Here is a 17,797-nt window from a genome sequence, read left to right as displayed (position 1 = left end):
CTAGGAGAAATATTTAGTTTAGATTTAACCTATAGAAAATAAATAGAATAATTATTCATAATTATTTGACTCGTCAGCATTAAAATCCTTTTGTATTATTTTATCTTATAGATAAAAAAGTATCTAAAAAGTTTAAAAGACTATAGAAATAGTTATAAGTAAAATTTCACGAATTGAAATTGTTTTGAGATCGTAGAGTTAAATCAAATTAATTGAAATTTTTTGAAAAAGTTTTAAAGCCATTTTTTTTTCTTTAACCAATAATAAATAATCAGGGTAATAATAAACATAATCAATAATATGATCGGATACCCCAATTTAAATTCCAGTTCAGGCATATAATGAAAATTCATCCCGTAAATACCCGCAATAAATGTCAAGGGCATAAAGAATATTGAGAAAATAGTAAGAGTTTTCATTATCTCATTGCTCTTTTGAGAAGATAGAGAAATATATAAATTGAGTAAATTATTAAGGTCGTCTATGACTTGCTCGTAAAGAGTTGTTAACTTTAAATATAAATCTTTAGCATCTTGATGGGCAGCCTTTTCTTGCTTAGAGGGTTTAATAGAATTAATCACCTCATCCGAAAGAATTAAAAGTTTAGTACAAAGATTGGTTTTTCTTTTTAAAGAATAAATGCTTTGTAAAACTTTAGAAGAGGGATCTTTTAAAAAAAGTTTATTTTCATAAGATTCCAATCGATTAATAATTTGTAATATGGAATCATTATAAGTTTGTAATACGCTTTTTAAAATCTTTATAATTACCATATTTGTTGAGAAAGTCTGTCCCATACTTTGACATTTGTTGGCAATATCATCGATAAAGGGCATTTCAATACGGTGTATAGTAATGAGTAAAGAATCATTAAAAAAAACGGCAATTTTGTTGGAAAGACTTTCAATATTGGTGTCTTTTTTATCGCCTTTATGTACTACTCTTAATATTAGGAAATTAATGCCATTTTCAGTTTCAAATTTTGGTAAATGATTAGGTTCTAAACTATCTGCTAGATTATAGAAATTAAGATTGCATTTTTCCGCAATTTTTTGCATTTCTTCTTTCGTAGGATTGAGTAGGTCTATCCATTCATAATTGGACTGATTGATTATTTTTACTGCCATTAAATACCTTTTTTGTAAAAGTACTACTTTTAGAAATAAGAATATTCAAAAAATAAATTAAATCATTGCAATTTTAAAAGAATTTTATAAAATAAATTACTGAATAGATAAAACTAAAATACATTATTTACATTTATCTTAATTTTTGGTAATTTGAAAAAACAGATTTATATGGAATTTATTACGTATTTGTGGCCAATAGATTTGTTTTAATAAATCAAATCTCTAGTAAACCATTTGCGTAGCAAATCGTATATTAAATAATTTCCAACTCATATTTTTGTGCATGCCTAAGGAAAGCTTCTTCAGATCTTGCAGAAAAATAAATATCCTCGATTCTTATATTCTCTTTATTGTAAACATACCAAAGTAAACAATCCGGTTTCCAATAAATTTGTAAACCGTTATACCTTACCACATCTTCCCATTCCGTATGGATGAAAATTTCAAAATCTTCTTCTGAAATGTTGGTAATTCCTAAATATTCATAACCACCTTGAGCGCATTGATAATACAACATGACTTTTAAAAATTCAATCAGCGGAATTTGTTCCTCATACCATTCATTTTCATTTAACAGTTGATATACTTTTGGATTAGTATTTTCCGCATCAATTTCAAATCCCCAATAGCATATATTTTGATTTTCTTCTAAAAAAACTATTTTATTATCATCTCTTTGAAGTTGCGTGGGTAAAGCAAAACGATTGAATGATTCCATCAACATTCCATTTTTTCCGGTCATCAAATAAAGATCTCGTATAATATCAGGCAGTGCGAAACCCAATTTACTTTCAACTTTATCGAGTTCCGAAGGCTTAACTCCATCACTTTTAGTTAATTTTCTACCCAATAGTCGCTCTGCCAAAAAATTAATAGTATTCATTTAAATAATTTTTTTCAAAATTATATATAAAATCAAATTGATAAAATGATATTTGTAATCGACGGTTTGAAAAAGCTAACGAATTGAAAAAACCATTTCTACATCAAATGTATTTATTCAACTCATAAAATGGAATTTAAGTTAATTTCTAGTTATATTTGACTTTAAAAATGTAAGAATTTATTACTGAAATTATAACATTAGTATTGCTAATAACGTTCTCATAATGATTTATTTTAAGTAATAAATAAATAAAAATTATTTAATTTAATAATGATTGATAATACTAAAAAAAATGAAGCTTTTATTACTCAGTAATTCCACTAATGTTGGAGAAAAATATCTTGAATTTTCAAAAAAACAAATACAATCATTCCTGGGTACTGAAAAAATATCTATTATATTTATACCTTTTGCAGCAGTAACTTTCTCGTATGAAGAATACGAAAATAAAGTTAATGAAGCCTGGAAAGAAATAGGTATAGAAGTGAAAAGTATACATCATTTTTCAGATCCTAAAGAAGCGATAAAAAGGGCAGATGCAATCGTCGTAGGAGGTGGAAATACCTGGAATTTGGTAAAAAAATTACAACAAGAAAAATTACTTTCGCTTATCCAAGAAAGAGTTAAAGAAGGAATTCCTTATATAGGTTGGAGTGCAGGATCCAATATTGCATGTCCCAGCTTGAGAACAACTAATGATATGCCAATAGTTGAACCGGAAAATTTCCATACTTTAAATTTGATCCCTTTTCAGATTAATCCCCATTATATAGATACACATCCTGATGATTTCGGTGGAGAAACCCGTGAACAAAGAATTAGAGAGTTTATAACCTTAAATCATAATTCATATGTAGTAGGATTAAGAGAGGGTACTATGTTGCATTATGAAAATGGAAAGTTAAAGTTGATAGGAGAAAAAACGGCAAGAATTTTTAAATACAATCAAACCATTAAAGAACTGGGCTCTGAAGAAGATTTTAACTTTCTACTTACGTAAAGGTAAACTAAAAATAAGATAAATACAATTTTAAAATTGTATTTTTGCATATAAATTAACATAAGTATGTCACTATATCCATTGGTATTTCAACCTTCCTATCATTACAGAATATGGGGAGGAAATAAACTAAAACAATTCGGTAAAGAAAGTAAGGAAGAAAAACTGGGAGAAAGCTGGGAAATTTCAACAGTTCCGGGATATGTTAGTATAGTAAGCAACGGAAGCCTGAAGGGAAAAAATTTCGACGATTTAATTAAAGAGTATAAAGACCGTTTAGTAGGGAAAAAAGTATATCAGAAATATGGAGATAAATTTCCCTTACTCATTAAATTCTTAGATGCAGCTCAACCCTTATCTGTTCAGGTTCATCCAAACGATGAGTATGCAGCAGCTCACCATCATTCTTTCGGGAAAACGGAAATGTGGTATGTATTGGATTCAGAGCCCAATTCAGAGATTATACTAGGATTTGAAAAAGGAACCAATAAGACTATTTTTACGGAAAATATTGAAAAAAATACTTTAGATACAATCCTCAGAAAAATACACCCTGACAAAGGAAGTGTTATATATATACCGTCCGGTAGAGTTCATGCCATGGGAAAAGGAATTTCAGTAGTTGAAATCCAACAAAATTCAGATGTGACGTATAGAATCTACGATTATGATCGTATTGATAAAGACGGAAAAAAAAGAGAGTTACACCTTGATCAAGCTAAAGAGGTAATGGATTATTCTTTTGTTGAAGATCCATTTTCACATTATGATAAAAATGCAAAAGAGACTACGCTATTAGCATCTCCTTATTTTACGGTTTCATCAATTGAAGTTATAGAAAATAAAATTTTAAATAACTTGCCCAATTCATTTCGTATACTGATTTGCTTAGAAGGAGAATGTACCCTATTGAATAAGACCTTACCCGTAACCCTTAAAAAAGGGGATACGGTGTTGCTTCCTGCGGAAGTTGAGAATGTTGAAGTAAAACCCCTTGTACAAACAAAACTCTTAGAAGTTCATATAGATTAAATATGAAATATCTTAAGACTGTAGCTACCATACTTTGGAGAATCTGGTTTTATATTTTAGCCGCCCTTTGCACACTTACCATTGGAGTGGTAATTTATCTGATGACTTATCAGAAAAATAATAAGCTAACCTATTTCTTTATGCGAATGTGGGGATGGGTGATTTTTTATGGATCGGGATTTACCTATTCATTACTATCGGAAGTAAATTTAGATCCTAAAGAAAATTACATATTTATTGCCAATCACACTTCCTTAATAGACGTGGTCTTAATGTATGTACTCCATCCTCATCATCCGATCATATTCGTAGGAAAAAAAGAGTTGGAAAAATATCCCGTATTCGGAAGAATTTATAAAAAAGTATCCATCCTGGTAGATAGATCCAGTAGACAAAGCAAACAAGCAGTTTTTTCTGCCGTAAAAAAAGAATTAACCCAACAAAATAAAAATGTGGTTATCTTTCCGGAAGGAGGAGTTCCCAAGAGAAAAATAAAATTGGAAAAATTTAAAGATGGAGCATTTATAGCTTCAATTTATTGTAATAGTCCTATTGTAGTTTATGCATTTCATAATCTAAAAAATATGTTTCCATTTGTATTTAATTTAGGATATCCGGGTAAAGTGAAAGTAGAGCGTGTAAAAATATTGTATCCAAATGGAGAAACGAAAGAATCACTTAAAGAAAAAGCCTATCAATTAATTTATGAAAGGATAAAAGATGATAAGATAGATTTCATAAATGTAAAATAAGTAATTTTATATGTTAGACGGATTAGTAGACTATGGATATATAGGATTATTTATTGCTTCTTATCTCGCAGCAACCATTTTACCGTTTAGCTCCGAAGCAGTTCTTACAGGAATACTCATTATGGGCGGGAATCCATGGATAAGTATTCTGATAGCTACCATTGGAAACTGGTTAGGAGGAATGACCGGTTACTACCTGGGAAGACTGGGTAAAATAGAATGGATTCAAAAATATTTAAAAATAAATAAAACAAAAATTGATAAAGCCACTCAAAGATTAAATAAAAAAGGAGCATATATTTCCTTTTTTTCTTTTTTACCCATTATTGGAGATATCATACCTGTAGCCTTAGGGTATATGAGATCCAATGTCTATATCGTATCCCTGTCTATGTTAGCCGGTAAACTATTTCGTTACCTTTTGATTATGTATGCTTACAAAGGTTTTGCAAATTTCATTAAATAGAAAAATCCCTTTTAGAATCTTTCCACTCCTGAAAATTATTAAGCTTATTTATATAGGAATAAATTTGCTGTGATAAAAGATTAATTTCCCGAAGCTGGTAAGAAATTAATGATTGATCATCTGCTAAAACATTCAATTCTTCCTCTTTTTCTTGACATTCCGTATCACAATCAAAGGAAGACCCTTTGATATTTAGTAAACATTTATTTAAAGTATTTTCAATAGATGAGATCAACTGTTTATCTATATCTGATGCTTTACTGTTTTCATTAATATAGGATCTAAGGGATGATATTCTTGTAGAAAGAAGGTTTATAAAAGTTTGAATATTATATATATCGGATTTGTAATTTTTTGAAATTTTAGGTTCTGATATAATTCTTTGAAAAGTACTTGATAAATTGGAAGTTCCCAACAAAACGTCCTTTCTGGACAGTTTTATATCGGTATCAGAAAGCTTATCGTCATTCAATAAATTATAAGTTATTTTTGTAAAATAATCTAAATTATATTTCAATAACTTTTCAATCAATACAGGAAGATTTTTATATTCCCAAGTAGGAAGAAAAGAAAAACTTAAAATAAAACTGATTACAACGGCAATCGTTGTTCCCCCCAAACGGTGATAAATATTTGTCCAACCATCGCTTCCGCTGTGTTCCAGAAAAATCAGTAGTATAACAAATATGGTAACAAAAGCAACCCCCGTTCTATAGCTGATAGGTATAAAACTATAAGCGCCCACAATACAAATAAAAGTTACTACTGAAATCACATAAATATTATGCGTAACAAGAAGAAGACCCAACGTTAATACTCCCCCGATTAGAGTACCTTGCAACCTTTGAATAGAAGAGTTTTTCGTATTTCCATAAAAAGGTTTTAAAATTAAAATGATCGTTAAATATACCCAAGCAAAATATTCAATTTTAAGTAAAGTACAAATTATATAAGAAACCGATATGGCGACACTTACTCGTAAAGCATGTTTAAAAATGTTGGATTTAAGATTTAAATTGGCTTTAAATGTAGAAAAGCTATAATTATATTGTCTGGTGAACTTTTCCAAATCCAAATCTTCATATTGTTTTCTCTCCGATCTAAACTCTCCGTTGATAAGTGATTTAATAAAACCGGTTTGTTTATAAAATGATTTAAAAATAAAACGAACATGTTTTAAAGCATTGATATCAATAACGGATTTCTCATTATTTTTTTCCCTTTCTTCAATTGAAAGTATTTTTTCTTTAAAACGATTAAGTGGAGCAGTATCAATAGTTACAGTAACCTTTTTATGGAAATTTATAGACCAACTTAATTCATAGAGGATTTTTTCCATATTGGCTAAATGATATTCAAAATCCCTTTTTAGACCACTTTTAACGAGAGACTCAATCAGCTTGTCATCTTGACAATTTAATGATAAAAGTTGCTCATACAGATCGATTAATGCGCTGAAAATTAAAGTCATTTTTCTGCCCTTTGCAGAAAAACTTTTAGCATTAATCCGTAGTTTAAAAAGATTTTCTCGGATATCCTCGTGAGTACTGTGTATTTTTGTTTGTTTTTCAAAAAGCTTATTTAAAATCTCTGTTTGTTTTTGACTATTAGCAGGATTTTTAATTTTTAACAAAAAGTACTCATGTATTAGCTCAGTATACTCATTTAAAAGTTTAATATTTTCACTAATTTTTTGTTCAATCACCCGATACGGTTGAATTCTCCATAAAACCAAAGAAATAAATCCATACCATACAACCCCCATCATCATTCCCAACGTATTAGTTATGATATGGTTAGCTTCAAAACTACATGCATAAACCACACATAATAAAGAAGAGGTGCTAACACTAACCGCACGAGAACCGTAAATAAAAAACATGGAAAAGAAAAAACCGCACAAAGTAATCCAAATACCGAAAATGATTTCATGCGATATCAATAACTGACACACAAAAACCACTAAAAAGTAAAATAAAGCGGCAATAGATTGAGTATAAAATTTAACACGAATAGATCCGGGATTATCTCCCAGTCCGGCTACAAGAGCTCCTGAAGAAGCAACTATACCGATATCGGGCCTCTTAAAAAACCATCCTGCGAGTAGGGGGATTACAATGGCTAGAGCAATACGTAATCCACGACTAAAATAAAAACCAAAAATAAAAAAGGTACTTTCGGAGACTATATGTTTAATTTTTTGCTGCATGAAAATCTGTAAGCAGTGATTAGTAAATTAAAATTTCCGGTTAGTTTTATCCTTCCAGACCAAAAATCATATTTGATAAGATAATAGCTAAAACAATACAGGTTATAACAATATACATTCGATCTTTTTCAATAGCAAAAGCCACAATTGAAAAAGCTACCCGTAGAATAGGAGTAGCGATCAAAACGGCAACTCCCAGCTGTATAATTGCTAACCCGTCAAATTTTAAAACAGCAGGTAATAAAGTAGATAATTCCCTCAAATAATTAGGAGCCCCTACAAACGTTTTAAAATTGAGTTGTTGATCCGGATGTTGAGATATATAAATTACTCCGCCGGTAATGGTAATAATTGAAGAAAGAATAACTCCGTAGCGCAGCAATTTACCAATATAAAGCTCTACATCACGTTCTTCCCAAAATTTTCTCGAAAATAAATTACTCATAACACACTCAGCTTAAAGTTTAGGAAAATTGATATGTGGAAACCATTTAATAAATGAAGGTTCCAATCCTCTATAGATCATTTGAATTGCAAGAATAGCAATAACCAAACTGAAAATTTTACGTAACAACTGAACGTTTATAGCCATCAATATTTTTGAACCGAGAAAAGCTCCAAACAAAACCCCTACCACTATAGGCATGGCAAGAAAAGGATCAATTTGACCTCTTTGAAAGTAAATAACTGCACTGGCGGCCGCAGTAACTCCTACCATAAAATTAGAAGTAGTAGTCGAAACTTTAAAAGGTATTTTCATAGCCGTGTCCATAGCTAATACTTTAAGCGCTCCCGATCCAATACCTAAGATACCGGAAAGCACACCGGCTATAGTCATTAGAGAAAAACCCGCACCAATATTTCGAACATTATATTTTTGAATTCCGTCAGGAGTAGGATACGTTCCGTTTAATTTCAATGTAGTAGCTAATTTACTCCCCGGAGCAGTATAATCTATAGATGCATTTTTCTTTCTTAAAGTCATGACAGATGAAAAGATAAGAGTGAAACCTAAAATTATATAAATTGCGGAAGTAGGTAAAAAAACAGCAAGTAAGGCACCTAAAACCGCCCCCAGGGTGGTAGCAATTTCAAGAAACATTCCAATACGCACATTAGTCATTCCTTCTTTAATATAAGCAGCTGCAGCCCCCGAAGAAGTAGCTATCGAAGTAACCAATGCGGTTCCAACAGCATATTTAATATCAACACCAAAACCCAGAGTTAATAGAGGAATTATGACTACTCCGCCACCAAGTCCGGTAAGAGAACCCAGAGTACCCGCTGCAATTGCTCCAAAAAATAGAATAATAGTAAAAATTATTATAGTCAAAATGAATTAAAATTAAGAAATTAAGTAACAAATTTAAAGATTCCTACTTTAATCTGTTACTATTAATTTAAATTTAATTCTACAATCCAATAAATGAAAAATTAAGGTAAAAAAACAACTTTTTACTTAGAGTTTTATTATACTGATGATCAAAGGGTTAATTGCAAAATATAATTACTTTCAATTAAAAGATATCTATCCATTAAAAAAGGAAATCATACCATAACTATCCGTTTAATTGAGAAAACATGTTCTCCCATTCATGAGTAATTCGGGTAAGCTTATCCTTTAATTCAGAATACTCCTTAATATCTTCCTCTTTTGGGTTTTCTTTACTAAATAAATCTTCAAAAGCAGAAATCTTTTGTTCTGTTTTTTCAATGTCATTTTCAAGTTTAGACAATTTATTTTCTAACGATTTTTGTTCTTTCGATTTAAATTGCTTTTCCTGAGAAGTTTTAGTAGGTGTATTTTCTGAAGTCACTTTACGGGTAGTTGATTTTTCGATATCAACTTCTCTCATATTTTCTTTTTTACGATACTCTAAATATTCATTGATATTACCTAAAAATTCTTTTACTTCTCCATTTCTGAATTCAAAAATCTTGTCAGCTAAGTCATCTAAGAATTCACGATCATGAGATACTAAAATCAGCGTCCCCGTAAAATTCTTTAAGGCATGTTTTAATATCGCTTTAGATTGTATATCCAAGTGATTTGTAGGCTCGTCCATTATCAACGTATTGAAAGGACGAAGAAGTAATTTACATAAAGCCAATCGATTTCGTTCTCCTCCGGAAAGTACAGACACTTTTTTATGAACTTCATCTCCTTGAAAAAGAAATGACCCTAACAAGTCTCGAACTTTAGGACGAGATTCTTCTGTAGCCGAATCTTCAGCTTCTTCTAAGATAGTTTTGGAACCATTTAGTTCTTCGGATTGGTTTTGAGCAAAATATCCAATTTGAACGTTGTAGCCTATTTCAAGTTTACCCTGATAAGATAATAAGCCATCCATAATTCTAGCCATAGTAGTTTTCCCCTGGCCGTTTTGCCCGATGAAAGCTATTTTCTCTCCACGTTCGATGTAAAAATTGGCATTTTCAAAAATAGTATGAGTATCGAAAGATTTACCTAAATTTTCTGCTTTAAAAATTATTTTTCCGGGAGTAATACTCGGTTCGAAACGTATATTAAAACGAGTTATGTCTTCATCTTCCACCTCAATGCGTTCTACCTTATCTAATTTTTTCATAAGAGATTGAGCAAAAGAAGCTTTACTAGCTTTTGCACGAAATTTATTGATTAGTTGTTCCGTACGTTTAATCTCTTGTTCTTGATTTTTTTGTTGCTGAAGAAGTTTTTCCTTTCTTTCTTGCCTTAAAATAAGGTATTTGGTATAATTAGCTTTATAATCTTGTATGGATTTATTGGAAATTTCAATGGTTCGATTGGTAACATTGGTTAAAAATTGTTTATCGTGTGATACTAGCACCACCGCTCCGCTATAAGTAATTAAAAAACTTTCCAACCAAATGATGGATTCAATATCTAAATGGTTGGTAGGCTCGTCAAGAAGCAGCACATCATTTTCTTCCAATAAGAGTTTAGCTAACTCAATTCTCATTCTCCATCCTCCCGAAAAATCATCCGTAAGCCTATTAAAATCGGATTCTTTAAAACCTAACCCTTTTAAAATTTTTTCAATTTCTCCATCAATATTGTAGCCGCCTAAATGAGAAAATCGATCGGTTAGATCGGTTAAATCATGAATAAGCTTGTGATATTCCTCAGATTCGTAGTCGGTTCTTGTAGCAAGAGCATGATTGATTGTATCAATTTTTTCATTGATTATATTTAATTCTTTAAAAGCCAGTTTTGCCTCATCCCATACAGTTCTTCCTTTCTCAAAATCTAAATCTTGTTTTAAGAATCCAATGCGAACTTCTCCTTCTTTTTCAACATTTCCTTCAGTTGAAGGTTGCTCACCGGACAAAATTTTTAATAAAGTTGATTTACCTGCACCATTTTTACCCGCTAATCCAATACGATCATTTTTATTAATTCTAAAATTTACATTTTCAAATAGATAAGATCCTGCAAAATGTAATCCTAGATTCTGGACTAATATCATTTTCTTGTTAAATTTTGAACATGCAAAGATACGATTTTAAACTTAATTCCTTCATTTTTGTCTTTGTTATAAGAAAAATATGTAAATTAGTTTTTTAATATAATTTTATGAAAAAAATATTATCAATAGTAGTACTAACATTATGCTTTACTGTATTTTTAACTAGTTGCAGTGACGATGATGACAACGGAAGTGTAGTAGTTAACACGGATACAATTTCAAGAGTATTTGAAATTGAAAGTTCTTTTAGATTTGACAGTCAATTGGGTTGGGTGATTAATGGAGAGCTTAGACCGGCCATAATAAACGGAGATCATTTATTAATATATAGGCTTTCTGCTGAAAATGCTTCCGGTAAAGATGTATGGCAACTTATACCTCGAACTTTTTATGTTGATTTGAATAATGATGGGATTGCTGAAAGCGAATTTTCTTATGATTTTGATTTTAGTATTGAAGATTTTAATATTTATGCCGGTGGAAGTTATGATTTGACTTTAACCCCTGGATTAATTAATAAACAAGTTTTTAGAATTGTTATCATCCCGGGAAGCTCTTCCGGTAATGCATTTAGTAGTAAAATGCCTATTGATTACAAAGATTATAACGCTGTAATTAAATACTATCATATTAATGATGACCAAGTAATTAAATTACAACCGAAACTGAAATAAAAGTATTTCTATAAAAAAGAGGCTTTAAAATAAGCCTCTTTTTTTATAGAATTGTAATAACCAATTATTTTTCAAAACGTTTCATAACTCTTTCACTAACTCCAACATTGGAGAAACCTCCATCATGGAAAAGATTTTGAAGAGTTACTTTTCTGGTTAGGTCGGAAAATAACGTAATACAATAATTTGCACATTCCTCAGCGGTAGCATTACCAAGCGGAGAAATTTCTTCAGCAAATTCAATAAATCCTCCAAAACCTTTTACACCGTTTCCGGCAGTAGTAGGAGTAGGTGATTGAGAAATTGTATTAACTCTAACTTTGTTACGGATTCCCCATTCGTAACCGAAACTTCTTGCAATACTTTCCAAATAAGCTTTATTATCAGCCATATCATTATAGCCGGGAAAAGTTCTTTGAGCGGCAATATAAGAAAGAGCTAAAATACTACCCCATTCATTCATAGCGTCTTTATCCCAAGCAGTTTTCATAACTTTATGGAAAGAAACGGCAGAAATATCCCAGCCTTTAGTTAACCATTCGTAATTTATATCAGTATAATCTTTATTTTTTCTGACATTAATAGACATTCCTATAGAATGTAAAATAAAATCAAGCTTTCCGAATTTTTCAAGAGCATGATCGAAAAGTTTATTCAAATCTTCCATTGAAGTGGCATCAGCAGGAACCGTATCAGAGCCGGTTTTTTCAGCCAATGCGTTAAGTTCCCCTTTTCTAAGAGCGACTGGGGAATTAGTAAGGATAAATTCAGCTCCTTCTGCATGAGCTTGTTCTGCAACTTTCCATGCAATGGAGTTAGAATCTAACGCCCCGAAAATAATTCCCTTTTTCCCCTTTAATAATCCGTGAGACATAGTATTTATTTAAATATGTTAACAGAACAAATTTATGTAAATATTTTTATATGTAACCGAAAAGTTTAGTATCTAACCCGATTAATAAATCAATTCATAAAAACTAAAGAAATTATACGATGTATTTTGCATAATCCCTTATAAATGAAAATTGAGCATGATTTGTGTATTTTGGTATAATTTAATCTAAAATGCATCGATTTTATAAAAATATAGATAGAAAATACTTAGTATACTAAATAGTATCCATTAGTATTTAACATATCAACCATTGTTTATAAATTTGAATAAATATTCTAAATATGAGTAATACTAAAGACAGAATTGAATTTTTAAGGAAGGAACTAACGGATTTAAATTATAAATACTATGTATTAGATCAATCAGATGTTTCGGATTATGAGTTTGATCAGATGATGGAAGAGTTGAAGCAATTAGAAAAAGAAAATCCGGAATTAGATAGTCCCGGTTCACCTACCCATAGAGTAGGAGGGCAAATAACTAAAATTTTTCCTACCGTAAGACATGAAAGACGGATGTATTCGCTCGATAATAGTTACTCATTTGACGATATCAAAGATTGGGCAACAAGAGTAGCCAAATCTATAGATGAAAAAGTAGAATATGTATGTGAATTAAAATACGACGGACTATCCATCAGTATATTATATGAAAACGGACAGTTAGTTCAAGCAGTTACCCGAGGTGACGGTTTTCAAGGGGATGATGTTACCCATAATGTGAGAACTATACGATCTGTTCCGCTTCATCTTAGAGGTAAATATCCGCAACGTTTTTATATAAGAGGAGAGATTATCATGCCCAAAAAATCTTTGGATAAACTCAACGAAGAAAGAAAAAAAGAAGGATTAGAACCCTATGCCAATCCAAGAAATACGGCTAGTGGAAGCTTAAAGCTTCAGGATAGCGAGGCGGTAGCAAAAAGGGGCCTGGATTGCTATTTGTATTATGTACTTACTGATGAAAGAGGATACAGTACCCAATGGGACTCTTTGCAACATGCTAAAGACATGGGATTTAAAGTAGGAAATTATGCCCGATTGTGTACCAATCTAGATGAGGTAACGGCTTTTATTGAACATTGGAATACGGAAAGATATCATCTTCCCTTTGAGATTGACGGAGTCGTAATAAAAGTAAATTCCATTTCAGAACAAGAAGAGCTAGGTTATACGGCTAAATCTCCTCGATGGGCCATTGCTTATAAATTCAAGGCCGAAAAAGTAGAAACACAATTATTGAGTGTTGACTATCAGGTAGGAAGAACGGGAGCAATAACTCCGGTAGCCAATTTGAAACCGGTATTAGTTGCAGGAACTACAGTAAAAAGAGCCTCTCTTCACAATCAAGATTTTATCGCCAATATGGATTTACGAATCAATGATATGGTTTTTGTTGAAAAGGGAGGAGAAATTATCCCCAAGATTGTGGATGTGAATTACGATAAAAGAGAACCAGGTACGATTAAGCTGGAATTTATTAAAAATTGTCCGGCTTGTGGTACTCCTTTAGTTCGCGAACCGGGAGAAGCTGCTCATTTTTGTCCGAATGAAAAGGCTTGTCCGCCACAAGTGATGGGAAGAATGGAACATTTTGTTTCCAGAAGGGCCATGAACATAGACAGCGTAGGAGCAGAGACGGTTTCAATGCTTTATGAAAATGGGTTGGTCAAAGATATCTCGGATTTCTATACCTTAAAAAAAGAACAATTAATCGGACTGGATAGAATGGCTGATAAATCGGCTCAAAATATAATTGACGGTATCGAAAATTCAAAACAAATCCCATTTGAGAAGGTTTTATATGCGTTGGGAATTCGTCATATAGGAGAAACCATGGCGAAGAAACTGGCTAAAAGATTTAAATCAATTGAGGGGTTACATAATGCGACGTTAGAAGAACTGGAAAATACGGCTGATGTAGGAAATAAAATAGCCATAAGCATACAAGAATATTTTGCCAAACCCGAACATTTGGCACTCATTGACAGATTAAAAAAAGCAGGTTTACATTTCGAAACAGAAGATTCTCATGAAGAAATTTCTCATATTTTAGAAGGAAAAACCTTTTTATTTACAGGAAAATTAACCGCTTTCACACGAGAACATGCCGAAGAATTGGTAGAAAAAAATGGAGGAAGAAATATTTCTTCCGTGAGTAAAAATTTAGATTATTTGGTAGTAGGAGAAAAAGCCGGATCGAAACTTAAAAAGGCTGAACAATTGGGGACAGTACATATATTAGATGAATATCAATTTCTAGACTTATTTGAAAAAGAAGGCATAAACCCGAAAGAAAATGAGTCAACACGTTAAAAACAAATGGAAAAACTTAGAGTATGAACTGCAATTTTTAATTGCAGTTCATATATTTAATGGTTTCGATCAAATAATACTTTTTCAATATCTTCCAATTGAAAACCCTTTGCTTTCAAAAGGATAAGGTAATGATATAATAGATCTGCTGCTTCATTCTTAAACAAAACATCATCCGTATCCTTTGCTTCAATGACAACTTCAACAGCCTCTTCACCAACCTTTTGTGCTACTTTATTAATACCTTTTTGATAAAGTTGATAGGTATACGACCCGTTTACTTTTTCGTCAATTCGTTGACTGATTATATTTTGTAATTTATATACAAATCCTTTTGCATTTTGTTCTTCAAAACAGGAATAACTTCCCGTATGACAGGTAGGTCCTTCAGGAGAAACTTTAATCAAAAGAGTATCGTGATCACAATCTATATCAATTTTTTTTACCCATAAATAATTATGAGAGGTTTCTCCTTTCGTCCATAAACGATTTTTGGAGCGGCTGAAAAAAGTCACTTTTCCTTCCCTTTTTGTTTTTTCAAAGGCTTCTTCATTCATATAACCCAGCATGAGTACTTGCAGGGTAAGTTCATCCTGAATAATTACAGGAATCAATCCGTTACTTTTATCAAAATCTAATTTCATCGTATAGGAATATTTTTAGTTTTTAAAAATCTTTTTAATTCGGGGATGGGAATCTCATTAAAATGAAATACACTGGCAGCCAGAGCCGCCGATGCCTTAGTGTTTAAAAATACATCCGAAAAATGTTCTTTAGTACCGGCTCCCCCTGAAGCAATAACGGGAATATTCACGCTAGATGCAACATCATGCGTAATATCAATTGAAAATCCGTTTTTCGTGCCGTCACTATTCATGGACGTAAGTAAAATTTCACCAGCTCCCAATTGTTCCGCCTTTTTTACCCAATCTAATGTTAAAATCGTAGTCGGGGTTCTTCCCCCGTGAGTATACACTTTCCAACCTGTATTTTCTTTTTTGGTATCCACAGCAACTACCACGCATTGACTTCCGAAACGAGAAGCAATTTCTGAAATCAATTCCGGTCTTTTTACAGCTGAAGAATTTATGCTTACTTTATCTGCACCGGCTTGAGTTAAAGAAAATACATCTTCCACAGAATTTATTCCTCCTCCTACCGTAAATGGAATGTTAATTTCATTAGCAATTTTTTCTACTAAATGAAGCAAGGTGGAACGGTTTTCAATAGTTGCGGTTATATCCAGGAAAACTAATTCATCCGCTCCTTGTTGTACATAAGCTTTAGCCAATTCTACCGGATCTCCGGCATCGGTGAGGCTCACAAAATTTACTCCTTTAACAGTTCTTCCGTTTTTTATATCCAAACAAGGAATTATACGTTTTTTTAGCACTACTTTTTATATTTTGTTTAAAAAATTAAAATTTGCATGGAAAATGTAAAGCGACTATTTAGTAATCATACAAAGTTTCTATAAAATTACTTTACCCGTTATTTAAAAATTGCTTAAGTTCCTTCAATTTGATTTTTCCTTCATAAATAGCCTTTCCGATAATAGCGCCTTCACAACCAAGTTCCTTTAATTTAAGTAAATCTTCCAACGAAGACACCCCCCCACTGGCTATTAAATGTATGGAAGCCGATTGAAGGATTTCTTCATACAATTCATTTGATGGGCCTTCCAAAGTTCCGTCTTTGGAAATATCTGTGCAAATTACATAACGAATGCCTTTTTTCTCATATTCCTTAATAAAATCAACTATATCTAAAGTGGAAGATTCTGTCCAACCTTGGGTGGCTATCATTCGATGATTACAATCTGCCCCTAAAATAATTTTATCATTTCCAAAAGTTGAAAGCCAAGAAAGAAATAATTCAGGATTTTTTACGGCTATACTTCCTCCCGTAATTTGTGAAGCTCCATTTTCAAATGCAATTTTCAAATCATCATCGCTTTTTAAGCCCCCTCCAAAATCAATTTTTAAATTAGTTTGGGAAGCTATTTTATAGAGTGTTTTATAATTGATGATTCGATTGGATTTTGCGCCGTCTAAATCTACCACATGCAAATATTGAATTCCGATATCCTCATATTCTTTAGCGGCATCCAAAGGATCTTCGCGATAAATTTTTTTCGTAGAATAATCTCCTTTAGTTAAACGTACACATTTTCCGTTAATAATATCTATGGCGGGTATAATTCTCATTTTTTTATTTCAGCTTTATTATTTTTTGTTAAAGTTACGAGGGTTTTCTCGTAACATACCGTTGATTGAATGATAACTTTTTATCTAAGCAGAAGCTTACAGCTCAATAAAACTTTTTAATATTTGATCTCCCACATCTGCCGATTTTTCGGGATGAAATTGAGTGGCAAAAAAATTGTCTTTCTGTAAAGCGGCACTAAACGGTAAAATATAAGTACAGGTAGCAGAAGTATCTGCACATAAATCCGCATAGTAACTATGCAAAAAGTATACATCATCATGGTCATTATTTTTTTTAAAAATTTCTCCCTTTAAATCATAGATTGTATTCCAACCCATATGAGGCACAATATCGGTAGAAGGAAATTTTCGAACGTTAACATCGAAGATATTTAGACAATGGGTGTTGCCTTCTTCCGAATGAGAACACATTAACTGCTGCCCCAAACAAATCCCTAAAAAAGGACGTGTAATCGATTTTATTAAAACATCCATACCTCTTTCTTGTAAATATGACATAGCACTTCCGGCTTCGCCTACTCCCGGAAAAATAACTTTATCGGCATGTATTATCGTGTTGGGATCATCGGTCACAACAGATTCAACCCCCAAGCGTGTTAGTGCGTTTTGTACTGATTTAATATTACCTGCATTGTATTTTATAATTGATATCATTTTTCACAAGCCTTTTTTATAATTTTTGAAAGTATGAATTTTTCTTAAATGTTTGAATTACTTAATTATTTAAAACTTTAAAAATAAAC

General features: G+C 31.7%; 17 protein-coding genes. 6 read left to right on the top strand and 11 right to left on the bottom strand.

Features of this window, described 5'->3' with window-relative positions:
• Positions 1–233: 233 nt before the first annotated feature.
• Both C4S75_RS02185 and C4S75_RS02180 read right to left on the bottom strand, forming a co-directional pair.
• A complete protein-coding gene (locus C4S75_RS02185) occupies positions 234–1,127 on the bottom strand; it encodes a CorA family divalent cation transporter (protein ID WP_105296692.1) in 894 nt (297 codons plus the stop codon).
• A 256-nt stretch (positions 1,128–1,383) separates the two neighbouring features.
• Positions 1,384–2,013 carry a hypothetical protein gene (locus C4S75_RS02180; RefSeq protein ID WP_105296691.1) on the bottom strand — a complete coding sequence of 210 codons (630 nt, stop codon included), beginning with the start codon at positions 2,011–2,013 and terminating at the stop codon, positions 1,384–1,386.
• A 295-nt stretch (positions 2,014–2,308) separates the two neighbouring features.
• On the opposite strand from C4S75_RS02180, the gene pepE reads away from it, so the two are divergent.
• The 4 genes from pepE (at position 2,309) to C4S75_RS02160 (ending at position 5,266) form a co-directional block, all read left to right on the top strand.
• Complete coding sequence (gene pepE / locus C4S75_RS02175) at positions 2,309–3,016, top strand: dipeptidase PepE (protein WP_105296690.1); 708 nt, start codon at positions 2,309–2,311, stop codon at positions 3,014–3,016.
• Between the two features lie 66 nt (positions 3,017–3,082).
• Positions 3,083–4,048, top strand: a complete 966-nt coding sequence (locus C4S75_RS02170; RefSeq protein ID WP_105296689.1) for a type I phosphomannose isomerase catalytic subunit — start codon at positions 3,083–3,085, stop codon at positions 4,046–4,048.
• Positions 4,049–4,050: 2 nt separating this feature from the next.
• Positions 4,051–4,800, top strand: coding sequence for a 1-acyl-sn-glycerol-3-phosphate acyltransferase (locus C4S75_RS02165; RefSeq protein ID WP_105296688.1), 750 nt, complete (start codon positions 4,051–4,053; stop codon positions 4,798–4,800).
• A gap of 10 nt (positions 4,801–4,810) precedes the next feature.
• The gene (locus C4S75_RS02160; RefSeq protein WP_105296687.1) at positions 4,811–5,266 is read left to right on the top strand and encodes a YqaA family protein; all 456 of its coding nucleotides are present in this window, start codon (positions 4,811–4,813) and stop codon (positions 5,264–5,266) included.
• Here C4S75_RS02160 and C4S75_RS02155 read toward each other — a convergent pair.
• The 4 genes from C4S75_RS02155 to C4S75_RS02140 all read right to left on the bottom strand — a co-directional run bounded on the left by C4S75_RS02155 (position 5,259) and on the right by C4S75_RS02140 (position 10,942).
• Positions 5,259–7,475 (bottom strand): FUSC family membrane protein, encoded by a 2,217-nt coding sequence (locus tag C4S75_RS02155; RefSeq protein WP_105296686.1) that lies wholly within the window; start codon positions 7,473–7,475, stop codon positions 5,259–5,261. The two genes, C4S75_RS02160 and C4S75_RS02155, sit on opposite strands and share 8 nt — an antisense overlap.
• A 46-nt stretch (positions 7,476–7,521) precedes the next feature.
• On the bottom strand, positions 7,522–7,920 hold the full coding sequence (locus C4S75_RS02150; RefSeq protein ID WP_105296685.1) for a DUF1634 domain-containing protein: 399 nt from the start codon (positions 7,918–7,920) through the stop codon (positions 7,522–7,524).
• Positions 7,921–7,932: 12 nt separating this feature from the next.
• Positions 7,933–8,808: a sulfite exporter TauE/SafE family protein gene (locus C4S75_RS02145; RefSeq protein ID WP_105296684.1), complete on the bottom strand. Its 876-nt coding sequence runs from the start codon at positions 8,806–8,808 to the stop codon at positions 7,933–7,935.
• Positions 8,809–9,034: 226 nt separating this feature from the next.
• Entirely contained in the window at positions 9,035–10,942 is a 1,908-nt protein-coding gene (locus C4S75_RS02140) for an ATP-binding cassette domain-containing protein (RefSeq protein ID WP_105296683.1), read from the bottom strand.
• 107 nt (positions 10,943–11,049) lie between these two features.
• Between C4S75_RS02140 and C4S75_RS02135 the strand changes: the two genes are divergently transcribed.
• Positions 11,050–11,616, top strand: a complete 567-nt coding sequence (locus C4S75_RS02135) for a hypothetical protein (protein ID WP_105296682.1) — start codon at positions 11,050–11,052, stop codon at positions 11,614–11,616.
• Positions 11,617–11,680: 64 nt separating this feature from the next.
• On the opposite strand, the gene C4S75_RS02130 is transcribed toward C4S75_RS02135, so the two are convergent.
• Positions 11,681–12,490 (bottom strand): enoyl-ACP reductase, encoded by an 810-nt coding sequence (locus C4S75_RS02130; protein ID WP_105296681.1) that lies wholly within the window; start codon positions 12,488–12,490, stop codon positions 11,681–11,683.
• A gap of 302 nt (positions 12,491–12,792) precedes the next feature.
• Between C4S75_RS02130 and ligA the strand changes: the two genes are divergently transcribed.
• Positions 12,793–14,826: an NAD-dependent DNA ligase LigA gene (ligA, locus tag C4S75_RS02125; RefSeq protein ID WP_105296680.1), complete on the top strand. Its 2,034-nt coding sequence runs from the start codon at positions 12,793–12,795 to the stop codon at positions 14,824–14,826.
• A gap of 56 nt (positions 14,827–14,882) precedes the next feature.
• Here the strand turns inward: ligA and hisIE are convergent, their stop codons facing one another.
• From hisIE to hisH, 4 genes are all read right to left on the bottom strand, one after another.
• Positions 14,883–15,470 carry a bifunctional phosphoribosyl-AMP cyclohydrolase/phosphoribosyl-ATP diphosphatase HisIE gene (gene hisIE, locus C4S75_RS02120; protein ID WP_105296679.1) on the bottom strand — a complete coding sequence of 196 codons (588 nt, stop codon included), beginning with the start codon at positions 15,468–15,470 and terminating at the stop codon, positions 14,883–14,885.
• Positions 15,467–16,219 carry an imidazole glycerol phosphate synthase subunit HisF gene (gene hisF / locus C4S75_RS02115; RefSeq protein ID WP_105296678.1) on the bottom strand — a complete coding sequence of 251 codons (753 nt, stop codon included), beginning with the start codon at positions 16,217–16,219 and terminating at the stop codon, positions 15,467–15,469. The genes hisIE and hisF overlap by 4 nt, the downstream gene beginning before the upstream one ends.
• A 91-nt stretch (positions 16,220–16,310) precedes the next feature.
• Entirely contained in the window at positions 16,311–17,033 is a 723-nt protein-coding gene (hisA, locus tag C4S75_RS02110; RefSeq protein ID WP_105296677.1) for a 1-(5-phosphoribosyl)-5-[(5-phosphoribosylamino)methylideneamino]imidazole-4-carboxamide isomerase, read from the bottom strand.
• Between the two features lie 96 nt (positions 17,034–17,129).
• Positions 17,130–17,708 carry an imidazole glycerol phosphate synthase subunit HisH gene (hisH, locus tag C4S75_RS02105; RefSeq protein WP_105296676.1) on the bottom strand — a complete coding sequence of 193 codons (579 nt, stop codon included), beginning with the start codon at positions 17,706–17,708 and terminating at the stop codon, positions 17,130–17,132.
• Positions 17,709–17,797 lie beyond the last annotated feature (89 nt).

Origin of the sequence: Apibacter sp. wkB309 (genome assembly GCF_002964915.1) — a bacterium.
Taxonomy (GTDB): domain Bacteria; phylum Bacteroidota; class Bacteroidia; order Flavobacteriales; family Weeksellaceae; genus Apibacter.
The sequence above is the reverse complement of the archived record's forward strand: the minus strand, read 5'-3'. Positions and strand labels throughout refer to the sequence as shown.